The 19,692-nt window shown below is 73.4% G+C and carries 19 protein-coding genes; 12 read left to right on the top strand and 7 right to left on the bottom strand.

Annotated elements, in window-relative coordinates:
- Nucleotides 1-6 precede the first annotated feature (6 nt).
- The 3 genes from KSED_RS15625 to KSED_RS04010 are packed head-to-tail and all read right to left on the bottom strand — an operon-like array spanning nt 7 to nt 4,203.
- Complete coding sequence (locus tag KSED_RS15625) at nt 7-579, bottom strand: Maf family protein (RefSeq protein ID WP_012802295.1); 573 nt, start codon at nt 577-579, stop codon at nt 7-9.
- Nucleotides 580-599: 20 nt separating this feature from the next.
- Nucleotides 600-2,390 carry an ABC transporter ATP-binding protein gene (locus KSED_RS15630; RefSeq protein WP_012802296.1) on the bottom strand — a complete coding sequence of 597 codons (1,791 nt, stop codon included), beginning with the start codon at nt 2,388-2,390 and terminating at the stop codon, nt 600-602.
- Nucleotides 2,380-4,203 (bottom strand): ATP-binding cassette domain-containing protein, encoded by a 1,824-nt coding sequence (locus tag KSED_RS04010; RefSeq protein WP_012802297.1) that lies wholly within the window; start codon nt 4,201-4,203, stop codon nt 2,380-2,382. Before KSED_RS04010 ends, KSED_RS15630 begins: the two co-directional genes overlap by 11 nt.
- 53 nt (nt 4,204-4,256) lie before the next feature.
- Here KSED_RS04010 and KSED_RS04015 point away from each other — a divergent pair, with 53 nt between their 5' ends.
- Nucleotides 4,257-4,889, top strand: a complete 633-nt coding sequence (locus tag KSED_RS04015) for a hypothetical protein (protein WP_012802298.1) — start codon at nt 4,257-4,259, stop codon at nt 4,887-4,889.
- 18 nt (nt 4,890-4,907) lie between these two features.
- Here the strand turns inward: KSED_RS04015 and KSED_RS04020 are convergent, their stop codons facing one another.
- Nucleotides 4,908-6,614 carry a DUF885 domain-containing protein gene (locus KSED_RS04020; RefSeq protein ID WP_012802299.1) on the bottom strand — a complete coding sequence of 569 codons (1,707 nt, stop codon included), beginning with the start codon at nt 6,612-6,614 and terminating at the stop codon, nt 4,908-4,910.
- Nucleotides 6,615-6,760: 146 nt separating this feature from the next.
- Here KSED_RS04020 and KSED_RS04025 point away from each other — a divergent pair, with 146 nt between their 5' ends.
- Nucleotides 6,761-7,417, top strand: coding sequence for an MOSC domain-containing protein (locus KSED_RS04025; protein ID WP_041290852.1), 657 nt, complete (start codon nt 6,761-6,763; stop codon nt 7,415-7,417).
- A 224-nt stretch (nt 7,418-7,641) separates the two neighbouring features.
- Nucleotides 7,642-8,505 (top strand): DUF3626 domain-containing protein, encoded by an 864-nt coding sequence (locus tag KSED_RS04030; RefSeq protein ID WP_041291212.1) that lies wholly within the window; start codon nt 7,642-7,644, stop codon nt 8,503-8,505.
- Nucleotides 8,506-8,536: 31 nt separating this feature from the next.
- On the opposite strand, the gene KSED_RS04035 is transcribed toward KSED_RS04030, so the two are convergent.
- Both KSED_RS04035 and KSED_RS04040 read right to left on the bottom strand, forming a co-directional pair.
- Nucleotides 8,537-8,773: an acyl-CoA carboxylase epsilon subunit gene (locus KSED_RS04035; protein ID WP_012802302.1), complete on the bottom strand. Its 237-nt coding sequence runs from the start codon at nt 8,771-8,773 to the stop codon at nt 8,537-8,539.
- A gap of 32 nt (nt 8,774-8,805) precedes the next feature.
- Nucleotides 8,806-10,419: an acyl-CoA carboxylase subunit beta gene (locus KSED_RS04040; protein ID WP_012802303.1), complete on the bottom strand. Its 1,614-nt coding sequence runs from the start codon at nt 10,417-10,419 to the stop codon at nt 8,806-8,808.
- A 23-nt stretch (nt 10,420-10,442) separates the two neighbouring features.
- Between KSED_RS04040 and KSED_RS13450 the strand changes: the two genes are divergently transcribed.
- From KSED_RS13450 to KSED_RS04070, 5 genes are read left to right on the top strand one after another with little or no spacing between them, the layout of a single operon-like run.
- Nucleotides 10,443-11,486, top strand: coding sequence for a biotin--[acetyl-CoA-carboxylase] ligase (locus tag KSED_RS13450; RefSeq protein WP_012802304.1), 1,044 nt, complete (start codon nt 10,443-10,445; stop codon nt 11,484-11,486).
- Nucleotides 11,487-11,528: 42 nt separating this feature from the next.
- The gene (locus KSED_RS04055) at nt 11,529-12,743 is read left to right on the top strand and encodes an adenylate/guanylate cyclase domain-containing protein (protein WP_012802305.1); all 1,215 of its coding nucleotides are present in this window, start codon (nt 11,529-11,531) and stop codon (nt 12,741-12,743) included.
- The gene (locus KSED_RS04060) at nt 12,740-13,552 is read left to right on the top strand and encodes an enoyl-CoA hydratase/isomerase family protein (protein ID WP_012802306.1); all 813 of its coding nucleotides are present in this window, start codon (nt 12,740-12,742) and stop codon (nt 13,550-13,552) included. Before KSED_RS04055 ends, KSED_RS04060 begins: the two co-directional genes overlap by 4 nt.
- A gap of 35 nt (nt 13,553-13,587) precedes the next feature.
- Nucleotides 13,588-14,271, top strand: a complete 684-nt coding sequence (locus KSED_RS04065; RefSeq protein WP_041291216.1) for a response regulator transcription factor — start codon at nt 13,588-13,590, stop codon at nt 14,269-14,271.
- Nucleotides 14,272-15,309: a sensor histidine kinase gene (locus KSED_RS04070; protein WP_012802308.1), complete on the top strand. Its 1,038-nt coding sequence runs from the start codon at nt 14,272-14,274 to the stop codon at nt 15,307-15,309.
- 24 nt (nt 15,310-15,333) lie between these two features.
- Here KSED_RS04070 and KSED_RS04075 read toward each other — a convergent pair whose 3' ends face one another.
- Nucleotides 15,334-15,996 carry a GtrA family protein gene (locus KSED_RS04075; RefSeq protein ID WP_012802309.1) on the bottom strand — a complete coding sequence of 221 codons (663 nt, stop codon included), beginning with the start codon at nt 15,994-15,996 and terminating at the stop codon, nt 15,334-15,336.
- Between the two features lie 88 nt (nt 15,997-16,084).
- On the opposite strand from KSED_RS04075, the gene KSED_RS04080 reads away from it, so the two are divergent.
- The 4 genes from KSED_RS04080 to KSED_RS04095 all read left to right on the top strand — a co-directional run bounded on the left by KSED_RS04080 (nt 16,085) and on the right by KSED_RS04095 (nt 19,684).
- Complete coding sequence (locus tag KSED_RS04080) at nt 16,085-17,293, top strand: 5-(carboxyamino)imidazole ribonucleotide synthase (RefSeq protein WP_049758614.1); 1,209 nt, start codon at nt 16,085-16,087, stop codon at nt 17,291-17,293.
- Nucleotides 17,294-17,334: 41 nt separating this feature from the next.
- A complete protein-coding gene (gene purE, locus KSED_RS04085) occupies nt 17,335-17,874 on the top strand; it encodes a 5-(carboxyamino)imidazole ribonucleotide mutase (RefSeq protein ID WP_049758616.1) in 540 nt (179 codons plus the stop codon).
- Nucleotides 17,874-18,446, top strand: coding sequence for an NYN domain-containing protein (locus tag KSED_RS04090; RefSeq protein ID WP_012802312.1), 573 nt, complete (start codon nt 17,874-17,876; stop codon nt 18,444-18,446). The genes purE and KSED_RS04090 overlap by 1 nt, the downstream gene beginning before the upstream one ends.
- A gap of 68 nt (nt 18,447-18,514) precedes the next feature.
- Nucleotides 18,515-19,684, top strand: a complete 1,170-nt coding sequence (locus KSED_RS04095) for an acyl-CoA dehydrogenase family protein (protein ID WP_012802313.1) — start codon at nt 18,515-18,517, stop codon at nt 19,682-19,684.
- Nucleotides 19,685-19,692 lie beyond the last annotated feature (8 nt).

The raw sequence follows: 19,692 nt of genomic DNA on the forward strand, positions 1-19,692 counted from the left end.
GCCGGCTCACCGGCAGCCGGTGGCCAGTCGCGCAGCCCGGCGCAGGTCGGCGGCGATGGCCGGGCCGGCCAGCTGCGTCAACAGGCGCCCGAGGCCCAGCGGCCCGTCGACCACGTAGTGCGCGACCACCGAGCAGCCGGCGCCGGCCGCGCTGCCCGCGTGGCCCGGGTGGCCGGAGCCGGCCGTCGAGGGGGCTCCGGCCGCGGGCTCGTGACGTTCGTGGGGCACACCAGGCTCCTCGGTGAGCTCCAGCAGGAGGTGCGCGGTGAACGGCCCGGCTGTCCCGGCCACGGCCTCGCACTTGGCACGCGCCAGCGTGAGGGCCACCTCGTCGGGGGCCAGCGATGCGCCGATCAGCTCCTCCGCCCGGGCCAGGGCCGCGTCCTCGTCCACCCCGGAGGCGTGGACCCGCGGCTCGATGCCGGCAGCCTGCAGCAGGGCCAGGCGGGAAGCCGACTGGCTCGCCAGCACGAGGTGCTGCCCCGGCGGCACCCCATCCGTCGATGCGTCGTGGACGGGGTGCTCGGTGCTCGCCTCGTCGGCGTCGTGGGTGGCGGGGCCCTGTGGCGGCTGCGTCATGCGCCCGAGGGTAGTGCGCCTCACCGGTAGCCCGAGGCCTGGAGGGCGTAGAGCTCGGCATAGCGCCCGCCGGCGGCCAGGAGCTCGTCGTGCGTACCCACCTCGGCCACCTTCCCCTCGTGGAGCACCACCACGAGGTCCGCCGCCGAGACGGTGGAGAAGCGGTGCGTGATGAGCAGGGTGATGCCGCCCTCGGCCCGACTGCGCCGGCCGGCCTCGGCGAACCCGTCGAAGAGCGCGTGCTCGGTGGCCGGGTCCAGCGCGCTGGTGGGCTCGTCGAGGACCTGCAGCAGGGGAGTGGTCCGCATCATGCCGCGGGCGATGGCCAGCCGCTGCCACTGCCCGCCGGAGAGCCCCACACCGCCGTGCTCCGGTCCCAGCGGGGTGTCCAGCCCGTCCGGCAGGGCCCGCAGCACGTCGGTGGCCGCCGCCCGCTCCAGGGCCGCGTGGACGACGGCGTCGTCCGCCGGCGCGTCGAGCGCCCCCACCCGGATGGCCTCCCGAGCCGTGGTGTGGAGCGCCACGTGGTCCTGGAAGGCCCCCGAGCAGCGGGCCCGCCAGGCCTCCAGGTCCAGCTCGGTCAGCGGCACCCCGTCCACCAGGATCCGTCCGGCGTCGAGGGAGTACATGCCGGTCAGCAGATTCACCAGGGTCGACTTGCCCGCCCCGTTCTCCCCGACCACGGCGACCGTGGCCCCGGCCGGCAGGTGCAGGTCGAGCCCGGTGAAGGTCGGCCGCTGCGCACCGGGGTAGGTGAACGTGACGCCCTCCAGCCGGATGCCGTCGACCAGGCCGGGCGGGGGCGGCAGCTCCCCGGGGTGGGTGCTGGCCTCGGCGTAGCGCTCCAGCCACAGGGCCCGTCGCCCGATGCGGGTCGACCGGGCGGCCTGGAAGCTCACCCCGAGCAGCTGGGTGGCCTGCTGGGGCAGCTCGGAGACGACGACGATCGCCGCCGCCACCGTCCCCGGGCCGAGGCGACCGGCCAGGACGTCCTGCAGCATCCACCACAGCACCGTCCCGCCGGCGGCCAGGTACAGCGTGGAGACCGTCGCGTTGAGCAGCGCGCCGCGGCGCTCGGCCCGCAGGACGGGGCGGCGCCAGGAGCGGGTGGCCTCCTCCGAGAGCCGTGCCAGGTGGTCCCGGGCCCCCATGACCCGCAGCTCCGCGGCCGAGGCGGGGGTGCTCCGGGCCTCCAGCAGGTGGCCGGAGAGGCGCCCCTGCGGCGCCGAGCGCTCCTCACCCTCGGCGTCCCAGGTGGTGACCTTCCGGGCCGCCCACAGCGCCGGCACCAGCCCGATGCCGAGCAGCAGCAGGCGGGGGTCGACGAGGAAGGCCACGACCAGGCTCGCGGCGACCGAGCCGACGTTGTTGAGCAGGTTGACCAGGCTCTGGAAGGCCAGCCCCATCGCGCCGCGGCGCTCGGTGAGCACCTGCAGCGTGTCCCGGTGTGCCGGGTCCACGAGGTGGTCCATCGTCGGGGTGGTCCCGGACTGGCGGCCGCTGCGCTGGTCGAACTCGAAGCCGAGCCGGTCGTTGACGTGCATCCGCTGGGTGAGGCCGGTGAGCACCAGCGTCGAGAGCATCCCCATCGAGCCGACGAGGCCGACGGTGCCCAGCGCCAGCCGGCTGGCGTCGTGCTCGATGGCGCCGGCGACGACCATCCCGACGAACAGCGGGCTCATCGCCCCCAGCACGTTGGCCAGCGGTTCCAGCAGGCTCAGGCAGAAGGCCAGCGGTCCGTTGCGCCACGCGGCACGGGTGATGAACCAGGCGGAGGTCAGGGCGGCGGGCTGGGGGACGTCAGTGCGCATCGGGGGTCTCCTCGGAAGCGGGGGCCCCACCGGCGAACCGGCTGGCCTGCAGGGTGAACATCTGGGCGTACTCGCCGCCGGCCGCGAGGAGCTCGTCGTGGCTGCCGTCCTCGACGATCCCCTCGGGCCCCAGCACGACGATCCGCTCGGCCCGCCGCACGCTGGAGAGCCGGTGGCTGACGAGGATCGTGGTGAGGTGCCCGGCGGCGCGCAGCAGCTGCGCGAAGAGCTCGGCCTCCACCCGGACGTCGAGGGCGGCGGTCGGCTCGTCGAGCACCAGCACCCCGGCCCCCTCCTCGACGGCGGCCAGCGCCCGGGCCAGGGCGACCCGCTGCCACTGCCCGCCGGAGAGGTCCGTGCCGTCCTCGTACCCCGGGTCGAGCGGGGTGTCCGGGGAGCCGATGCGGTCCAGCAGCGCCGTGGAGGCGGCGGCCTCCAGGGCGCGGCCCACCGCGGCGTCGGCCTGCTCGCCCCCGGCCTCCCGGGCGGCGGGTGCCCCGAGCAGGACGTTCTCCCGCAGGCTCAGGTGATAGCGGGCGAAGTCCTGGAAGATCACGGCCACGCGCTGCCGGGCCGCGTCGTCGGTGCCCGGGTCGGTCTCGTCGATGCGGACGGCCCCGGCATCGGGGCGGTGCAGGCCGGTGAGGAGCTTGAGCAGGGTCGACTTGCCCACCCCGTTGACGCCCACGAGGGCCAGGGACTGCCCGGCGGGGATCTCCAGCGAGAGCTCGCGCAGGGTGGGGGCACTGGCCCCGGGGTAGGTGAAGGAGACCCGGTCGAGGCGCACCGAGGCAGCGCCGCTCGCGGGGCGCCGCGCGGCTCGCGGGGCGGCCTCACCCGCCGTGGTCTCGAGCTCCTCCAGCCGGCCGGCGTAGAGCCGTGCCCGGGCGCTGGCGGCCGAGAGGTCCCCCAGCGGGCCCAGCGCGGAGATGCCGACCAGAGCCATGATGACCGCCATCACGGTCTGCGCGTCCGCTGCGCCGACCCACGCCTGGCGGGCGACCCAGGCCACGGTGCCGCCGATGGTGGCCAGGGCGACCAGGCTGCCGAGGAGGGCTGGCCGCATCGCCGCGTTGCGACGGCTCTCCACCCCCTGCTGGGCGTCCCGCCAGATCCGGGCGTGACCGGCCAGCAGGTGGTCGGTGAGGCCGAAGAGGCGGACCTCCTTGCCGGCCGAGCGGTCCAGCAGCAGGCCGTGGAGGTACCCGGCGTGGCGGCGCTCGGTGGACTCGGCCTCGATCAGGTCGGCCTGCACCACCTGGATGTACCGGGTGAAGAGCTGGCCGAGGAGGAGCTGCCCGGCCAGCAGCACCAGGGCCGCCCACGGCGACCACTGGACGAGGACGGCCAGTGCCGCGATGCCCTGCGCGCGGATGCCCAGCGAGATCCACGACATCTGGGTGGCCGTCAGCCCGAACTGGCTGCGCAGGTCTGCGGTGAGCGCGGTGAGGGCGCCGGCCCGGTCGGAGTTCTCCAGGTGGGCGATGCCGTGCGGGGCATCGGCCAGGGCACCGAGCCGGTGCAGCTGGTCGGCGGTCATCGCGGCCTGGTGGGAGGCGCCGGCCCACTGCAGGAGGGCCGAGAGCACCGGGGTCAGGGCGAAGGCGACGACGGCGACGAGCAACCAGTGCTGCAGCTCCTCGGTCGGGGCGCCACGCTCGAGGGCCCCGACCAGGCGGGCGGTGGCGTGGATGGAGGCGAAGGTCGCTGCGGCGATCCCCAGGGCCAGGGTCCAGGCGAGCGCCAGCCGGCCGGGTGCTGCGCGCCAGGCGTGCTTCCAGTAGAGCGCCTCCCGGCGCAGGATCTCAGGCATGGCGAGAGTCTGCGGGGAGGTCTACTTCGAACACAACGGATTATCCTGAGTAGATGGTGGAGGAGCTGGAGATCAGCGACCCGGCGGCCGTGCGTGCCCTCTCCGCGGGGCGTGGGGTCCGTTGTCTGGCGCCCTACTTCGCCGAGCCCCGGGCCATCGCCGAGGCCGCGGAGTACCTGGAGGAGCCGATCGCCCGGGTGCACTACTGGACCCGGCGCTGGTGCGAGCTCGGACTGCTGGAGGTGGTGGAGGAGCGGGCCCGCGCCGGGCGGCCGATCCGGCTCTACCGGACCGTGGCCCAGCGCTTCGTGGTGCGACCCGAGCACCTGCCCGAGGGGCACTTCGACCGGATGATGGACCGGCACCACCGCCACCTGAGCGAGGCCCTGCGGCAAGCCGTGCTCGCGGAGAGCCCGATGTCGCTGCTGGTGCACCAGGAAGCGGGTCAGGTCGGGGTGTCCGTCTCGAACACCCCGACCCCGGAGCTGCCGGAGCCGCACTCGCGTGGAGGCAGCATCCACAGCAGCGTCGGCCTGCACCTCGACGACGCCGAGGCCCGCGAGCTGGCCGGGGAGCTGGGCGCGGTCCTCCGGAGGTGGTCCGAGCGGTGCGGGGGCCGGAGGCCCGGGCCGGGGCGCTCGACCTACCTGGCCCTGGTGGCCATGACACCGGACGAGCGGGGCTAGGCCCCGCCACGGCCTGGCTCAGGCGCCTCGCAGCACCGCCTCGCGCAGGGTGTCCAGCCCCATGCCGCCGAGGTCCAGCGCCCGGCGGTGGAAGGCCTTGAGGTCGAACTCCTCGCCGGCGGCCTCGGCCTGGGCGCGGGCGGTGTCGCGCAGCTCGAGCCACAGGCGCTCGCCGATCTTGTAGCTCGGTGCCTGCCCCGGCCAGCCGAGGTAGCGGTCGAGCTCGAAGCGGAGGAAGCCCTCCTCCATGTTCACGTGGTTGGTGAGGAAGGTCCACGCCTTGTCGTAGGTCCACTGGCCGCCGCCGAGCTCCTCCGGAGCCTCGAAGCCGCAGTGGAAGCCGATGTCGAGCACCACCCGGGCGGCGCGCAGGATCTGGCCGTCGAGTAGCCCCATCCGGTTGCCGGGGTCGTCCATGTACCCCAGGTCGGCCATCAGCCACTCGGCGTACAGGGCCCAGCCCTCACCGTGGCCGGAGGTCCACGCGGCCAGCCGGCGCCAGGAGTTCAGCAGCTCCTTGCGGTACACGGTCTGCGCGACCTGCAGGTGGTGGCCGGGAACGCCCTCGTGGTAGACGGTGGTCAGCTCGCGCCAGGCGGAGAACTCGGTGACGCCCTTGGGCACGGACCACCACATGCGGCCCGGCCGGGAGAAGTCGTCGCTGGGGCCGGTGTAGTAGATGCCGCCGGTCTCGGTGGGGGCGATCATGCACTCGATGCGACGGACCGGCTCGGGAATGTCGAAGTGGGTGCCGCCCAGGTTCTCGATCACTGCGTCGGCCTTGCCCTGCATCCACTCCTGCAGCGCCTGCTTGCCGTGCAGCTGGTAGGCCGGGTCGGCGTCCAGCACCGCCACGGCCTGCTTGATGGTGGCCCCGGGCTGGATCTGCTCGGCCGTGGCCTGCATGAGGCCGCTGATGCGGGCCAGCTCGGCCTGCCCCCAGGCGTAGGTCTCGGCGAGGTCGATCTCCGCACCCAGGAAGTAGCGCGAGTGCAGACGGTAGGCCTCCTCGCCGCAGGCGTCGGTCTCCACGGCGGTGGGCAGGACCTCCGTACCCAGGCGGTGCCCCGCATCGGCGTAGGCGGACTTGGCCAGGCGGGCGTTGGTGGTGAGCAGCTCGGCGAGCTCGGCGGGGAGCTCCGCCCCATCGGCCGTGCGGGCGTCGCGGGCGAAGGCGTCGAAGAAGCCGCCGTCGGCGGCGATGTCCTCGCACTGCCCGATGCAGGCGCGCACCTGCCGCTGGGCCGGGAGGACCCCGTGCTCACGGGCGTGGTCCAGCGAGCTGAACCAGCCGGCCAGCGCCTCGGGCACGTGCCCCAGGCGGGTGGCGATGGTCTGCCAGTCCTCGGCGGTGTCGGTGGGCATCAGGTCGAACACGTCGCGGATGCCCTGCAACGGGGAGGCGATGACGTTGAGTGCGCCGTGCGGGATCAGGGCCTCGTGCATCTCGACGGCCAGGCCGAGGCGTTCGGTCATGGCCTCCTGGGTCACGCGGTCCACCTCGTCGACCGGGGTCGCGGCGGCCAGCTCGGCCAGCGTGCGACGGTTGAGCTCGGCCGCGGCCTCCAGGCCGGCGGGGGAGTGGTCGTCGAGGCGGGACTGGTCCCCGGGAAGGCCGAGGTAGGTGGCGGTCTCGGGGCTGAGCTCCACCTCGGCGGCGAGGTGGGCCTCGGCGATGCGGTCGATCGCCGTCTGCTCGCGGGTGGTCTGCGTCACGTCGGTCATGGGGGGAGCCTATGCGGCGAGGTGCCCTGGTGACACGTGAGTTCCGCACCGGTGCCGAGTTCAGGTGCCACCCCTGGGCGAACTCCGCACCGGTGCGGTGCTCGGGGCCCGGCCGGTCCCCGAGTCCTTGCCTCTACGCTCATGGCATGGATGCGGACGTGCTCTCGGTCAACGTGGCCCGCCCCCGGCAGGACCCCGGCGGCGCGGACCGGGTGAGCGGCATCGACAAGCGGCCGGCGGACCGCATCGAGCTGTTCGCGCCCGGGCCCTCCTACGGCGACGGGTCCGGCGTGGTGGGCGACACCATCGGGGACGTCGACCACCACGGGGGCGCGCAGAAGGCGGTGTACGCCGTGGCGCGGGAGGAGCTCGACCACTGGCAGGCCGAGCTCGGGCGGGAGGTCGCCGACGGGGCCTTCGGGGAGAACCTCACCACCCGCGGCGTGGACTGGCGGACGGTCGTGCTCAACCAGCAGGTCCGTGTGGGGACGGCGGTGCTGGAGGTGTCGATCCCGCGCTCGCCGTGCCGCACCTTCGCCGGGTGGATGGGGGAGCGCGGCTGGCTGCGGCGGTTCACCGAGCGTGGCTGCTGCGGTAGCTACTTCCGGGTGGTCCAGCCGGGCGTGGTGCGGCCCGGCGACCCGCTGGAGCTGGGACCGGCCCCGGAACACGGGGTGACCATGGAGGTGGCCTTCGCCGGGGCGATGGGGGACCTGGACGCCTCCCGGGCGCTGGTCGCGGCGCAGTGCCTGCCGGCGATGTACCACCAGCGGCACGTGGAGGCCCTGGCCCGGCGGGGCTGAGCTCGCAGGGGCCCCGGGAGGGCGACGGGTCAGGACGACCTGGCCCAGCTGTGGGTGTGCTCCGTCGAGGCGACGGGTGCGACCACGACGTCGGCTGCAGCCACTCAGGAGCAGGATGGCCAGCACGCCCGCCCCGGGCCGGTACGGGGACCTCATGTGTCCAGTATCGGCTCCCTCGCCGCGAACCGCGAGGGGAGCGCGGGGTGCGCGGCTACCGTTCCGGCATGGACAGTCGGTGGGCGCAGGCGGCGGTGCGTCACGTGGAGGACAGGTGCACGGGTGAGCCGTTGGACCGCTCCCTGCGCATCACCCTGAACTTCCACCCCGACCGCTGGTCCGGGGGCGAGCACATCCTGGCGGCGCTCGCGCGGGGTACCTATCGCTCCCAGTTCGAGACGGGCACGAGCAACGGCGGGCTGACGGCCCACCCCGGGGGTGCACGCTGGGTGTGGGAGCAGAAGCTGTTCGGGGGCGTCTACGACGACGCCCCCGCCGCCCACCGCCCCAAGTACGGCGCGCTGGACCACCGGCGGCGGCCACTCGGCGGCGCGCCCAGGTTCGGCTCTGCCTTCCTCCGTCTTGGCGAGGCGGTGCTCGACCGGGCCACCTTCTGCTTCCCGGACTCGGCCTGGGACCCCGAGCTGGTCGGCACCGCGCAGCACTTCGGACTCATGCCTGCTGTCCTGGCTCACGAGCGCTCCGTCGGGGAGGACCCGGGCTCCGAAGGCCGTGACCCGCTGGACGGCTACGTGGAGGCCCAGGTGCACGGGCCGGTCTCCCTGGCGCAGGACGTCGAGGCCCTGGTGCTCGACCCCGCGTACCGCGGCACCGAGGTCGAGCGCCTCGCCCCGCTGCTCGGTGTCCCCGTCGAGTGGCACGAGGGACGGGTGCTCACCCTGGACGAGCTGGAGCGGCGACCGGCCTACCGCGGGCCGGAGCCCCTCGCCGTCGCGTGCGTCGTTGCCCGGGACGGCGTGCTCGACGCCGCGGTCCTGGGCCGGGCGGCGCGCACCGGTGACCACGACCCGCAACTGCTCAAGTACCTGTGGCACCACACCGCGCAGTGGGGGAGCCCCCGAGGCGCGTGAGCGCCACCCCGGCCGATGGCGGGTTCACGTCTCAGCGGGGGAGGGCCGAGGCGCGCCAGGCGCCGGGCCCCGATGCGGGGGTGCGGCGCACGCCGGTGCCCGCACCACCCCATCCGCCCACCGGGGCAGGGGTCGTGGCCTCGCCACCGCCCAGCGCGGAGAGCACCACGGTCAGCGCCGCCAGCTCCTCCGGCGTCGCGGCACCCCGGACGGCGAACGCCGCCTCGCCCGGGGGCTCCTGTGCCGCGTCGGGCCCGGCCGATTCCACGCCCGACGCGTGCCCCTGCCTGCTCGCCGGGCTCACAGCGGGATGTTCCCGTGCTTCTTGGGCGGCAGCGTCTCGCGCTTGGTGCGCAGGGCCCGCAGCGCCTTGGCCACCTCGGCCCGCGTGTCGGCCGGACGGATCACCGCGTCGACGTAGCCGCGCTCGGCCGCGATCCACGGGTTCGCCAGGGTCTCCTCGTACTCGGCGATGCGCTTGGCGCGCTCGGCCTCCATCGCCTCGTCGCCGCCCTCGGCCTGCGCGGCCGCGAGCTGCTTGCGGTACAGGATGTTGGCCGCGCCCTGCGCGCCCATCACGGCGATCTGCGCCGTGGGCCACGCGAAGTTGATGTCGGCGCCCAGGTGCTTGGAGCCCATCACGTCGTACGCGCCGCCGTAGGCCTTGCGGGTGATGACGGTGACCAGCGGGACGGTGGCCTCGGCGTACGCGTAGAGCAGCTTGGCCCCGCGGCGGATGATGCCGTCCCACTCCTGGTCGGTGCCGGGCAGGAAGCCGGGCACGTCCACCAGCGTCAGCACCGGCACGTTGAACGCGTCGCACATGCGCACGAAGCGGGCGGCCTTCTCGCTGGCGTCGATGTTCAGGGTGCCGGCGAACTGCATCGGCTGGTTGGCCACGACGCCCACCGAGCGGCCCTCCACGCGGCCGAAGCCACAGATGATGTTGGCCGCGAACAGCTCCTGCACCTGCAGGAAGTCGCCGTCGTCCACGATCGACTCGATGACGGTGAGCATGTCGTAGGGCATGTTCGGCGAGTCCGGGATGAGGTTGTCCAGCGCCTCGTCGACCTCGCCGGTGGCGTCCTCGGCCTCGAAGACCGGCGCCTCCTCGAGGTTGTTCTGCGGCAGGTAGCTCATCAGCTCGCGCACGTAGTCCAGGGCGTCGGCCTCGTCGCTGGCGAGGTAGTGGGCCACGCCGGAGGTCGCGTTGTGGGTGCGCGCACCGCCGAGGTCCTCGAAGGTCACGTCCTCGCCGGTGACGGTCTTGATGACGTCCGGTCCGGTGATGAACATGTGGCTGGTCTGGTCGACCATCACCACGATGTCGGTGATCGCCGGGGAGTAGACCGCGCCACCGGCGCAGGGGCCCATCACCAGCGAGATCTGCGGGATCACGCCCGAGGCGTGCACGTTGCGGCGGAAGATCTCCGCGTACAGCCCCAGCGCCACCACACCCTCCTGGATGCGGGCGCCGCCGGAGTCGTTGATGCCCACCACGGGGCACCCGATCTTCATCGCGAGCTCCATGACCTTGACGATCTTCTCGCCGAAGACCTCGCCCAGGGAGCCGCCGAAGACGGTGAAGTCCTGCGAGAACACGCACACGGTGCGGCCCTCGACGGTGCCGTAGCCCGTGATCACGCCGTCACCGAAGGGGCGGTTCTTCTCCTGCCCGAAGTTGGTGGAGCGGTGGCGGGCGAACTCGTCGAGCTCCACGAAGGACCCCTCGTCGAGGAACTCCTCGATCCGCTCGCGGGCGGTCTTCTTGCCCTTGGCGTGCTGCTTCTCCACCGCGCGCTCGGAGCCAGCGTGCTCGGCCTCGGCGCGGCGGCGCTCCAGCTCCTGCAGGCGTCCGGCAGTGGTCGTCAGGTCGATCTGGGGCTCGCTGCCCGGCGATCCGTGGTCGGTCATGCGCGTCACCCTAACGTTGAGGCGTGACCCACCTCTCGTCTGCCGACCACAGCCGGCCGCCCGTGTCCTTGGAGGACCACCACAGCCACCCCTTGGACGTGGCCGCCGTCCGCCGCGGGTTGCGCGCCCTGGCGGATGCCCGACGGGGGGCCGGGGACCGTGCCGGGGCCGATGCGGGGGCGCCCCTCGATGCGGTGGGCGCGGCCCTGCTGGCGCTCGCCGACGGGTTCGACCACCACGCCGAGCTGCCGAGCACCCAGCCCTTGGCCGCGGCCTCGGGTCGCGCGTGGCAGGTCGTCTCCACCGACCACCAGACCGCGGGCAGGGGGCGCATGGGCCGCGGCTGGGAGAACCCCGCGGCCTCCGGCATCGCGATGTCGGTCGTCCTCCCGCTGGAGGAGGGGACCGATGCGGTGGGCGCGGCGCTGGCGGCCAGCCGCACCCCCCAGTGGGGTCAGGTGCCGCTGTGCGTGGGTGCAGCCGTCCACGACGCCCTGGCCGCCCTGGGCGTGGCCACCGGGGTGAAGTGGCCCAACGACGTGCTCTCGCGGACCACGGGCCGCAAGCTGGCCGGCATCCTGTGCCAGGTGGGGGACCGGGGGCACAGCATCGTGGCCGGCATCGGGCTCAACGTGTGGGACGCCTCCGCGCTCGTGGCCGCCGGCTCCGCGCGGGAGCGCTACGGGTCGGTGCAGGCCGAGGTGCTGGCAGCGGGTGGTGGGGAGGCCGCCGTCCCGCCCGACCTGCGCGAGCGCACGGCGGTGGAGGTGTTGCACGCCCTGGCGGTCTGGCACTGCGCCTGGCGGGCCGAGGGGGTGGCCCCGGCAGGCTCCCCGGGGCCGTCGCTGGTCGAGCGGCTGGAGGCGGTGAGCCTGACCGTCGGCCAGGAGGTGGACCTGCACCTCCCGGACGGCGCGGTGCAGCGCGGCGAGGCGGTGGGGCTGGCCGAGTCCGGCGCGGTGCTGGTCCGGGTGGCTCTTGCCGGGCAGGGCGGGGGTGCGGGCGAGGTGCGCGAGTACCGCGCGGCCGACGTCGTCCACCTCCGGCCCGCGGGGCGTTACCCGTGACACGATGGACGCGTACCTGCGTGTCGGCCGGAGAGGAGTGCGATGGAACGCATGCGCGACGTGCGGCCCGTCCACGGTGAGCAGCCGCTGCTCAACCACTCCCTGCCCTCGGACGTGCCCCCCCACCAGGCAGCCGACGGCCCGGACCAGCCGGCCCGCACGATGGATGCCATCGCCGAGCGCCTCTTCGGCCGCCGGCGCACGATGCGGCGTGACGAGGTCGCGCACCACGCCGGGGTCCCGCTGCGGCTGGCCCGCCGCCTGTGGCGCTCGTTGGGCTTCCACAACCCGCGGGCCGAGGACGCCGTCTTCAGCAACGCCGACATCGAGGCGCTCACGGTGGCGCGTCAGCTGCTGGGGCGCTACGAGATCGACGAGGACGTCCTCATCAGCCTCACCCGCGGCATCGGCACCACCACCGAGCGGCTGGCCACCTGGCAGACCGAGGTGGTGGCCGAGCGCCTGCAGGACTTCGAGCGCTACCGCCGCACGCACCGCCACGAGTGGGGCTCGTGGGACCACCCGGATGCGGTGGTCGGCGCGGACGGTTCCGACGGGTTGGCCGAGCGGGTCACCCCGGAGGTCGCCTCCGCGACGGGTCTGGTGCTGGCGGACCTCGCCGACGACCTCGAGCTCCTCATCGGCTACACCTGGCGCCGCCACCTCACCGCCTCGCTCTCCACGCTGTTCGCGGACGCGACCTCCCAGGAGGTGGCCGCAGGGGTGACCCGGTCGATCGGCTTCGCGGACATGGTGTCCTTCTCCGAGCGCGTCGCGCGCTCCAACGACGGCGAGATCGCCCGCCTGGTGACCCGCTTCGAGGAGCTGGTCGTCGACGTGGTCTCGCGCTACCACGGCCGCGTGGTCAAGACGATCGGCGACGAGGTGCTCTATCAGGCGGTGGACCCCCGCTCGGCCACCCTCATCGCCCACGACCTGGTGCGACAGGCGAACGCCGACCCCATGCTGCCGCCGCTGCGGGTGGGCGTGGCCACGGGGCGGGTGCTGCTGCGGCTCGGCGACGTCTACGGTGACACCGTCAACCGCGCGGCGCGCCTCACCACCTCGGCCGCCGCGGGCGCGGTGCTGACCGACCGTGAGACCGCCGAGGCGCTGGGGCATGATCCTGCGTGGCGGTTCGCCCAGCTCCCCACCCGGGTGCTGCATGGTGTGGGGTCGGTGACACCGCACCACCTGTTGTCCGTCCCTCCGGGTGCGTCCGCCCCGGAGAACACGACCCTTGGAGAGAGCGAATGAGTGAGCAGAGGGCTGCTGAGGCACCGGAGAGCTGGGTGCGCGTCGAGCGCCACGGGGGATCCGGCGAGGTCGCCGAACTCGTGCTGGCGCGGGTGGGCGCCATGAACGCCATCTCCACCGAGATGGCCCGGCAGCTCGCGGCCGCCACCGACGAGCTGGCCGCCGGTGACGCGCGCTGCGTCGTGGTGACCAGCGCCCACGAGAAGGCCTTCTGCGTGGGTGCGGACCTCAAGGAGCGCAACTCCTTCACCGACGCCGACCTGATGCAGCAGCGCCCGGTCACGCAGCGCGCCTACACCGGCGTGCTGGACCTGCCGATGCCGACCATCGCCGCCGTGGACGGCTTCGCCCTGGGGGGCGGGCTGGAGATCGCGCTCTCGTGCGACCTCATCGTGGCCGGAGAGGGGGCGCTGCTGGGGCTGCCCGAGGTGTCCGTGGGCGTCATCCCCGGCGGCGGCGGCACGCAGCTGCTGACCCGCCGCATCGGGTGGAGCCGCGCGGCGCGCGCGATCTTCACCGCCGCGAAGTACCCGGCGCCCGAGGCGGCCGAGATCGGCATCGTCGACGAGCTCGTGGCCGCCGGCTCCGCGCGCGAGCGGGCCCTGGAGCTCGCCGCCACCATTGGCGCCCACTCGCCGGTCGGCCTGCGCAACGCCAAGCGCGCCATGCGCCTGGGCTCCGACGTGGACCTGCGGACCGGCCTGCAGGTGGAGGACGCCTGCTGGCGGGCGACCGCCTTCTCCGGTGACCGGGCCGAGGGCGTGGCCGCCTTTGCCGAGAAGCGCGCACCGAAGTGGCCGGGCCAGTGAACGAGTACGACACCGTCACCGAGACGGGCGACCCGATGGTCGCGATCATCGCCGAGGACGACGAGGACATCGCCCAGCCCTTGGCGCGGGCCATGCGACGCGAGGGTTTCGACGTCACCGTGGTCGGCGACGGCCCCAGCGCGCTGGTCACCGCCCGCGAGGGCTGCACCCTGCTGATCCTGGACATCGGGCTGCCCCGCATGGACGGGTTGGAGGTGTGCCGCCGGCTGCGCGCCGAGGGCCACACGTTCCCGGTGCTCATGCTCACCGCCCGGGCCGGGGAGATCGACACCGTCGTCGGCCTGGACGCCGGGGCCGACGACTACGTCACCAAGCCGTTCCGCCTCGCGGAGTTCCACGCGCGGGTGCGGGCGCTGCTGCGCCGGCGTGCGCCGCAGGCCGGGGGCGCCGAGGGCGACGGCTCCGACCACGGGCTGCGCATCGACTCCTCGGCCCGCCGCGCGTGGGTGGACGGCGAGGAGGTCACGCTCACCGCCAAGGAGTTCGACCTGCTGCACATCCTGGTGCGCGACATGGGCCGGGTGGTCAGCCGCGAGCAGCTCATGCGCGAGGCCTGGCAGACCGACTGGGTGGGGTCCACCAAGACCCTGGACATGCACGTCTCCGGGCTGCGCAAGAAGCTCGGCGACGACCACAGCGACCCCCGGTTCATCGCCACCGTGCGCGGCGTGGGCTTCCGCCTCGTCACGGGGGAGTGAGTGGCCCCGGTCACCCTGCGGCAGCTGTGGTCCTCGGTGGTCGGCAAGGCCGTCCGGGTGGCCCAGCTCTGTGCCCTGTTCCCGGTAGCGGTGGCCGTGGCCCTGGGGCTGTGGGCCACCCTCACCGAGACCGGCCCACCCCTGTGGGCCTGGCTCGGGGTGCCGTTGGCCGTGCTCGCCGGCATGCGCCTGACGAGCCTCTTCAACGCCGGGCGGGTGGCCGAGGCGCTCGCCGGGCCCGAGGGCACCATCGACGCCCTGGCCCGGCGCATCCCGGGCATGGGAACCGGTGAGAGCACCCGCGCCCGTCCGGAGCTCACCGGCATCGTGGAGATCGACGACCTCTCCGATGCGGTGCAGCGTCGCGCCGTGCACCTCACCCAGATGGTCACCTCGCAGCGGCGCCTGGCCGGCGACGCCGCCCACCAGCTGCGGACGCCGCTCTCGGCACTGACCATCCGCATGGACGAGGTCGCGATGGCCGAGACGCTCGAGGAGGCCCACCAGCTGGCCGAGGGGGCGCACACCCAGGTGGAGCGCCTGACCTCCGTCGTCGAGGAGATGCTGGAGAGCGCGGCGAACGCTGCCCTGGCCACCACCGACGTCCTGCTGCTGGACGAGATCATCGCCGCGCAGCAGCACGAGTGGCAGCCCATGTTCGCCGCCCAACGGCGGGGGATGCGGGTGACGGGCACCTTTGGGCTGCACGTCGCCTGCCCGCGGGGGGTGCTCTCGCAGGTGCTGTCCACCCTCATCGAGAACTCGTTGACCTACGGGGAGGGGATCATCACCCTGCGCATCGAGGACAACGGGCCGTCGGTGCAGCTCGTCCTCAGCGACGAGGGGCCGGGGATCGCCCCGGAGATCGCCGACCGCATCTTCGAGCGCCACGTGACCTCCGGCGCGGGGACGGGGCGCGGCCTGGCGCTCGCACGGCAGATCATCACGGCCGTCGGGGGACGGCTGGAGCTGCTGGACGAGCGGCGCGCGACCTTCGGGGTCTTCCTCTCGACGCCCGTCGAGGCGCCCACCCGCTGAGCCGGCCGGCTCACCCGGCCTTGTTCAGGCCGCGGTGTCGATGGGGCGCGACGGCCCGGCCGGCTCGGCGGCGTCCTGCCGGTGGCGCTGCGTCGCAGGCTCCTCGACCCCGTAGGGGCGCACCAGTTCGGAGTCGTCGTCCTCGAGCACCCGGCCGTCCTCGGTGCGGACCGTCTGGTCGTGGTCGGGCTCCAGGGAGTCGCCGAGCTCCTCGGTGAAGACGAAGGTGCGGTAGGCCCAGAAGCGGAACAGGGTGCCCAGCACCAGGCCCACGCCGTTGCCGGAGATGTTGTCGGCCAGCTGCGAGCGGAAGCCCAGGATGTAGTGGCTGAACCACAGGCAGATCAGGGCGATCAGCAGGCCCAGGATGTTGAACAGGATGAACAGCGCCGCCTCGCGCGTGACGTTCGCACGGCGCGTCTTGCGGAAGGTCCAGTACCGGTTGCCCAACCACGCGAAGGCCGTGGCCACGGCGGTGGCCACCACCTTGCTGGTCAGCGGGTGGTCGCCCAGGACGCCCTCGGGGGCGGCGTTCGCGGACAGGACCGGCCCGTACATCAACAGGTTGTACAGGCCCGTGTCGATGATGAAGGCGAGCAGGCCGATGACGCCGAACTTGCTCGCCTCGCGGGACAGGACGTCCAGGGCATGGCGAAGTCCGGTGGGATGGTGGTGCTCGCTGGTCATTGGACCCACGGTACGCGGGGGGAGGTCCGGCCGCGGTCCAACGCGCGGTGGATATCCTCGCGCTGTGACCGACGCCGCTTCCCCCGCCATGTCCCGCCCCCTCGTCCCGCAGGGGACGCCCATCGTCGGCATCGTCGGCGGCGGGCAGCTCGCGCGCATGTGCGCCGGGCCCGCCACGGAGCTGGGGCTGGGTGTGGTGGTGCTGGCCGAGTCCGCCGACGCGGCCGCCGCCCAGGTGTACGCGCACGCCCCCGTCGGGCGGGCCGACGACCTGGAGCGCCTGCAGGAGCTCGCCCGGGTCTGCGACGTCGTGACCTTCGACCACGAGCACGTCCCCGGCGAGCTGCTGGCGGTCCTGGAGTCCGAGGGCGTGGCCCTGCACCCCGCGCCGTCCGCCCTCCTCCACGCCCAGGACAAGCTCGTCATGCGGCGCGCGCTGGGGGAGGCGGGGCTCCCCGTGCCCCGATGGGGTGAGGTCACCTCCCGCGCCGAGCTCGAGGAGTTCGCCGGCGGCGAGTGGCCGGTGGTGCTCAAGACCCCCCGGGGTGGCTACGACGGCAAGGGCGTGATGGTGGTGACCGGCGCCGACGACCTGGGCCGGGCCGAGGAGTGGTTCGACCGGGCCGGTGGGGAGCCGCTGCTGGCCGAGGAGGCCGTGGCCTTCGGTCGCGAGCTCGCCGTGCTCGTGGCGCGGAACCCCTCGGGTGAGGTGCGCTCCTGGCCGGTGGTGCACACGGTGCAGGAGCAGGGCATCTGCACCCGGGTGGAGGCCCCCGCACCGGAGCTCGACCCGGATCTGGCCCGGGACGTCCGGCAGGCGGCCGAGCAGCTGGCCGTGGACCTCGGGGTGACCGGGGTGATGGCCGTGGAGATCTTCGAGACCGGCACCCCGGCCGAGGGCGACCGGGGCTGGGTGGTCAACGAGCTCGCGATGCGACCCCACAACTCCGGCCACTGGACGCAGGACGGTGCCGTCACCGACCAGTTCGAGCAGCACCTGCGCGCCGTGCTCGACCTGCCCCTCGGCGACACCTCCCCCCGTGCCGCACACACCGTCATGGCCAACGTGCTGGGGGGTTCGGCCGAGGACCTGCACGCGGCCTCCCGCCGGGTGATGGCCCAGGACGCCGGGGCCCGCCTGCACCTCTACGGCAAGGAGGTCCGCCCCGGGCGGAAGGTCGGCCACGTCACGGTGACCGGGGAGGACCTGGACGGGCTGCGGCGCCGCGCGACGATCGCGCGCGGCCTGCTCGAGGGGACCGACGACGCACCCACCACTGAGGGAGACACCCCGTGACCCACCTGCGCGACACAGCGCCCGCCGACGTCTCGATCGTCATGGGCTCCGACAGCGACTGGCCCGTGATGGCGGCCGCCGCCGAGGCCCTGGAGGAGCTCGGTATCAGCCACACCGTCCAGGTGGTCTCCGCCCACCGCATGCCCCACGAGATGCTCCAGCACGGCGTGGACGCCGCCGCGGCGGGCTACCGCGTGGTCATCGCCGGGGCGGGAGGCGCGGCCCACCTGCCGGGCATGCTGGCCAGCGTGACGCCGTTGCCGGTGATCGGGGTCCCGGTGCCGCTGAAGCAGCTCGACGGCCTGGACTCGCTGCTGTCGATCGTGCAGATGCCCGCCGGCGTGCCGGTCGCCACCGTCTCCGTCGGGGGAGCCCGCAACGCGGGGCTCCTGGCCGCCCGCATCCTGGCCGCCGGCACCGACGAGCAGGCCCTGGCGCTGCGCTCCCGCATCGAGGCGTTCCAGGAGTCCCTGCGCGACGCGGCCCACGCCAAGGGGCAGGCACTCGCGCGTAGGCTGCACGCGGCGGACGAGGAGCGTCCGCCGGCCACCACCCTCACCCCGACCCCCGAGGACAGTTGATGAGCACCCCCGTCGCCGAGCGGACCACCTACCTCCTCGTGGACGGGGAGAACATCGACGCCACCCTCGGCAACTGCCTGGGCCGTCGACCGCAGCCCGACGAGCGCCCCCGGTGGGAGCGGCTGCTGACGCACGTGCAGAGTTCGTGGGAGCAGCCGGTCACCGGGTTGTTCTTCCTCGCGGCGAGCGAGGACCACCTGCCGATGAACTTCGTGCAGGCGCTGATGGCGATCGGGTACAAGCCGATCCCGCTGTCCGGTGCCGCCGACGAGAAGGTCGTCGACATCGCCATCCAGAAGACTCTGGAGGCGTTGGCCGAGCGCTCCGACGACGTGGTGCTGGTGAGCCACGACGGGGACTTCCTGCCGCAGATGACGGCGCTGCTGGACGACGAGGACCGACGGCTGGGTCTCATGGGCTTCCGCGAGTACCGCAACGCGGGGTTCGTGGAGCTCGAGGAGCAGGGCATGGAGACCTTCGACCTCGAGTACGACGTCAAGGCCTTCAACGCACGCCTGCCGCGCATGCGCATCATCCCGATCTCCGAGTTCAACCCGCTGGAGTTCCTCTGAGCCACGGGGGTTCGGCCGCGGCGTGACGTCGCCCACGACCCCGGAACCCCGGGCCGTACGATAGGGCGGTGAGCGACTTCGACCTGTACACGCCCAACGAGTTCCACGAGACCGTCCGCGAGGCGATTCGTCCCCTCGTGCGCGACAAGATTGCGCCCGCGGCAGCGGAGGTGGACGCCACCGGTGAGTTCCCGCAGGCCGCCTACGACGCGCTGCGTGAGACGGCCTTCCACGCTCCCCACATCCCCGAGGAGTACGAGGGCCTGGGCGCCGACGCCCTGGCGACCTGCATCGTCATCGAGGAGGTCGCCCGCGGGTGTGCCTCGAGCTCGCTCATCCCGGCGGTCAACAAGCTGGGCACAATGCCGCTGATCCTCGCCGCGAGCGAGGAGGTCAAGCAGAAGTACCTGCCCCCGGTGGCCGAGGGGACCGCCATGTTCAGCTACGGCCTGTCCGAGGCCGGCGCGGGGTCGGACACCGCCGGCATGCAGTGCAAGGCGATCGAGCAGTCCGACGGGTCGTTCGTGCTGAACGGCCAGAAGTCCTGGATCACCAACGCCGGGGTGTCGGAGTACTACACGGTCATGGCCGTCACCGACCCCGAGGGCAAGCGCGGCAAGAACATCACGGCCTTCGTGGTGGAGAAGGACGACGAGGGGTTCAGCTTCGGCGAGCCCGAGGGCAAGCTGGGCATCAAGGGCTCGCCCACCCGCGAGCTGCTGTTCGACAACTGCGTGATCCCGGCCGACCGGATGGTGGGGGAGCGGGGCCGTGGCCTGGCCATCGCCCTGCAGACCCTGGACCACACCCGCGTCACCATCGGTGCGCAGGCCATCGGCATCGCCCAGGGGGCTCTGGACGCCGCCCTGGACTACGTCAAGCAGCGCGAGCAGTTCGGGCAGCGCATCGCCGACTTCCAGGGGGTGCAGTTCATGCTCGCCGACATGGGCATGAAGCTCGAGGCCGCGCGGCAGCTGGTCTACAACGCCGCGGCGAAGTCCGAGCGCAACGACCCCGCCCTCACCTACTTCGGCGCGGCGGCCAAGTGCTTCGCCTCCGACGTGGCCATGGAGATCACCACCGATGCGGTGCAGCTCTTCGGTGGCTACGGCTACACCAAGGACTTCCCGGTGGAGCGCATGATGCGCGACGCCAAGATCACCCAGATCTACGAGGGCACCAACCAGATCCAGCGGATGGTGATGGCTCGCCAGCTCCTCAAGGGCCTGCCCGGCTGACCCCCGTC

The organism is Kytococcus sedentarius DSM 20547, from assembly GCF_000023925.1.
Taxonomy (GTDB): domain Bacteria; phylum Actinomycetota; class Actinomycetes; order Actinomycetales; family Dermatophilaceae; genus Kytococcus; species Kytococcus sedentarius.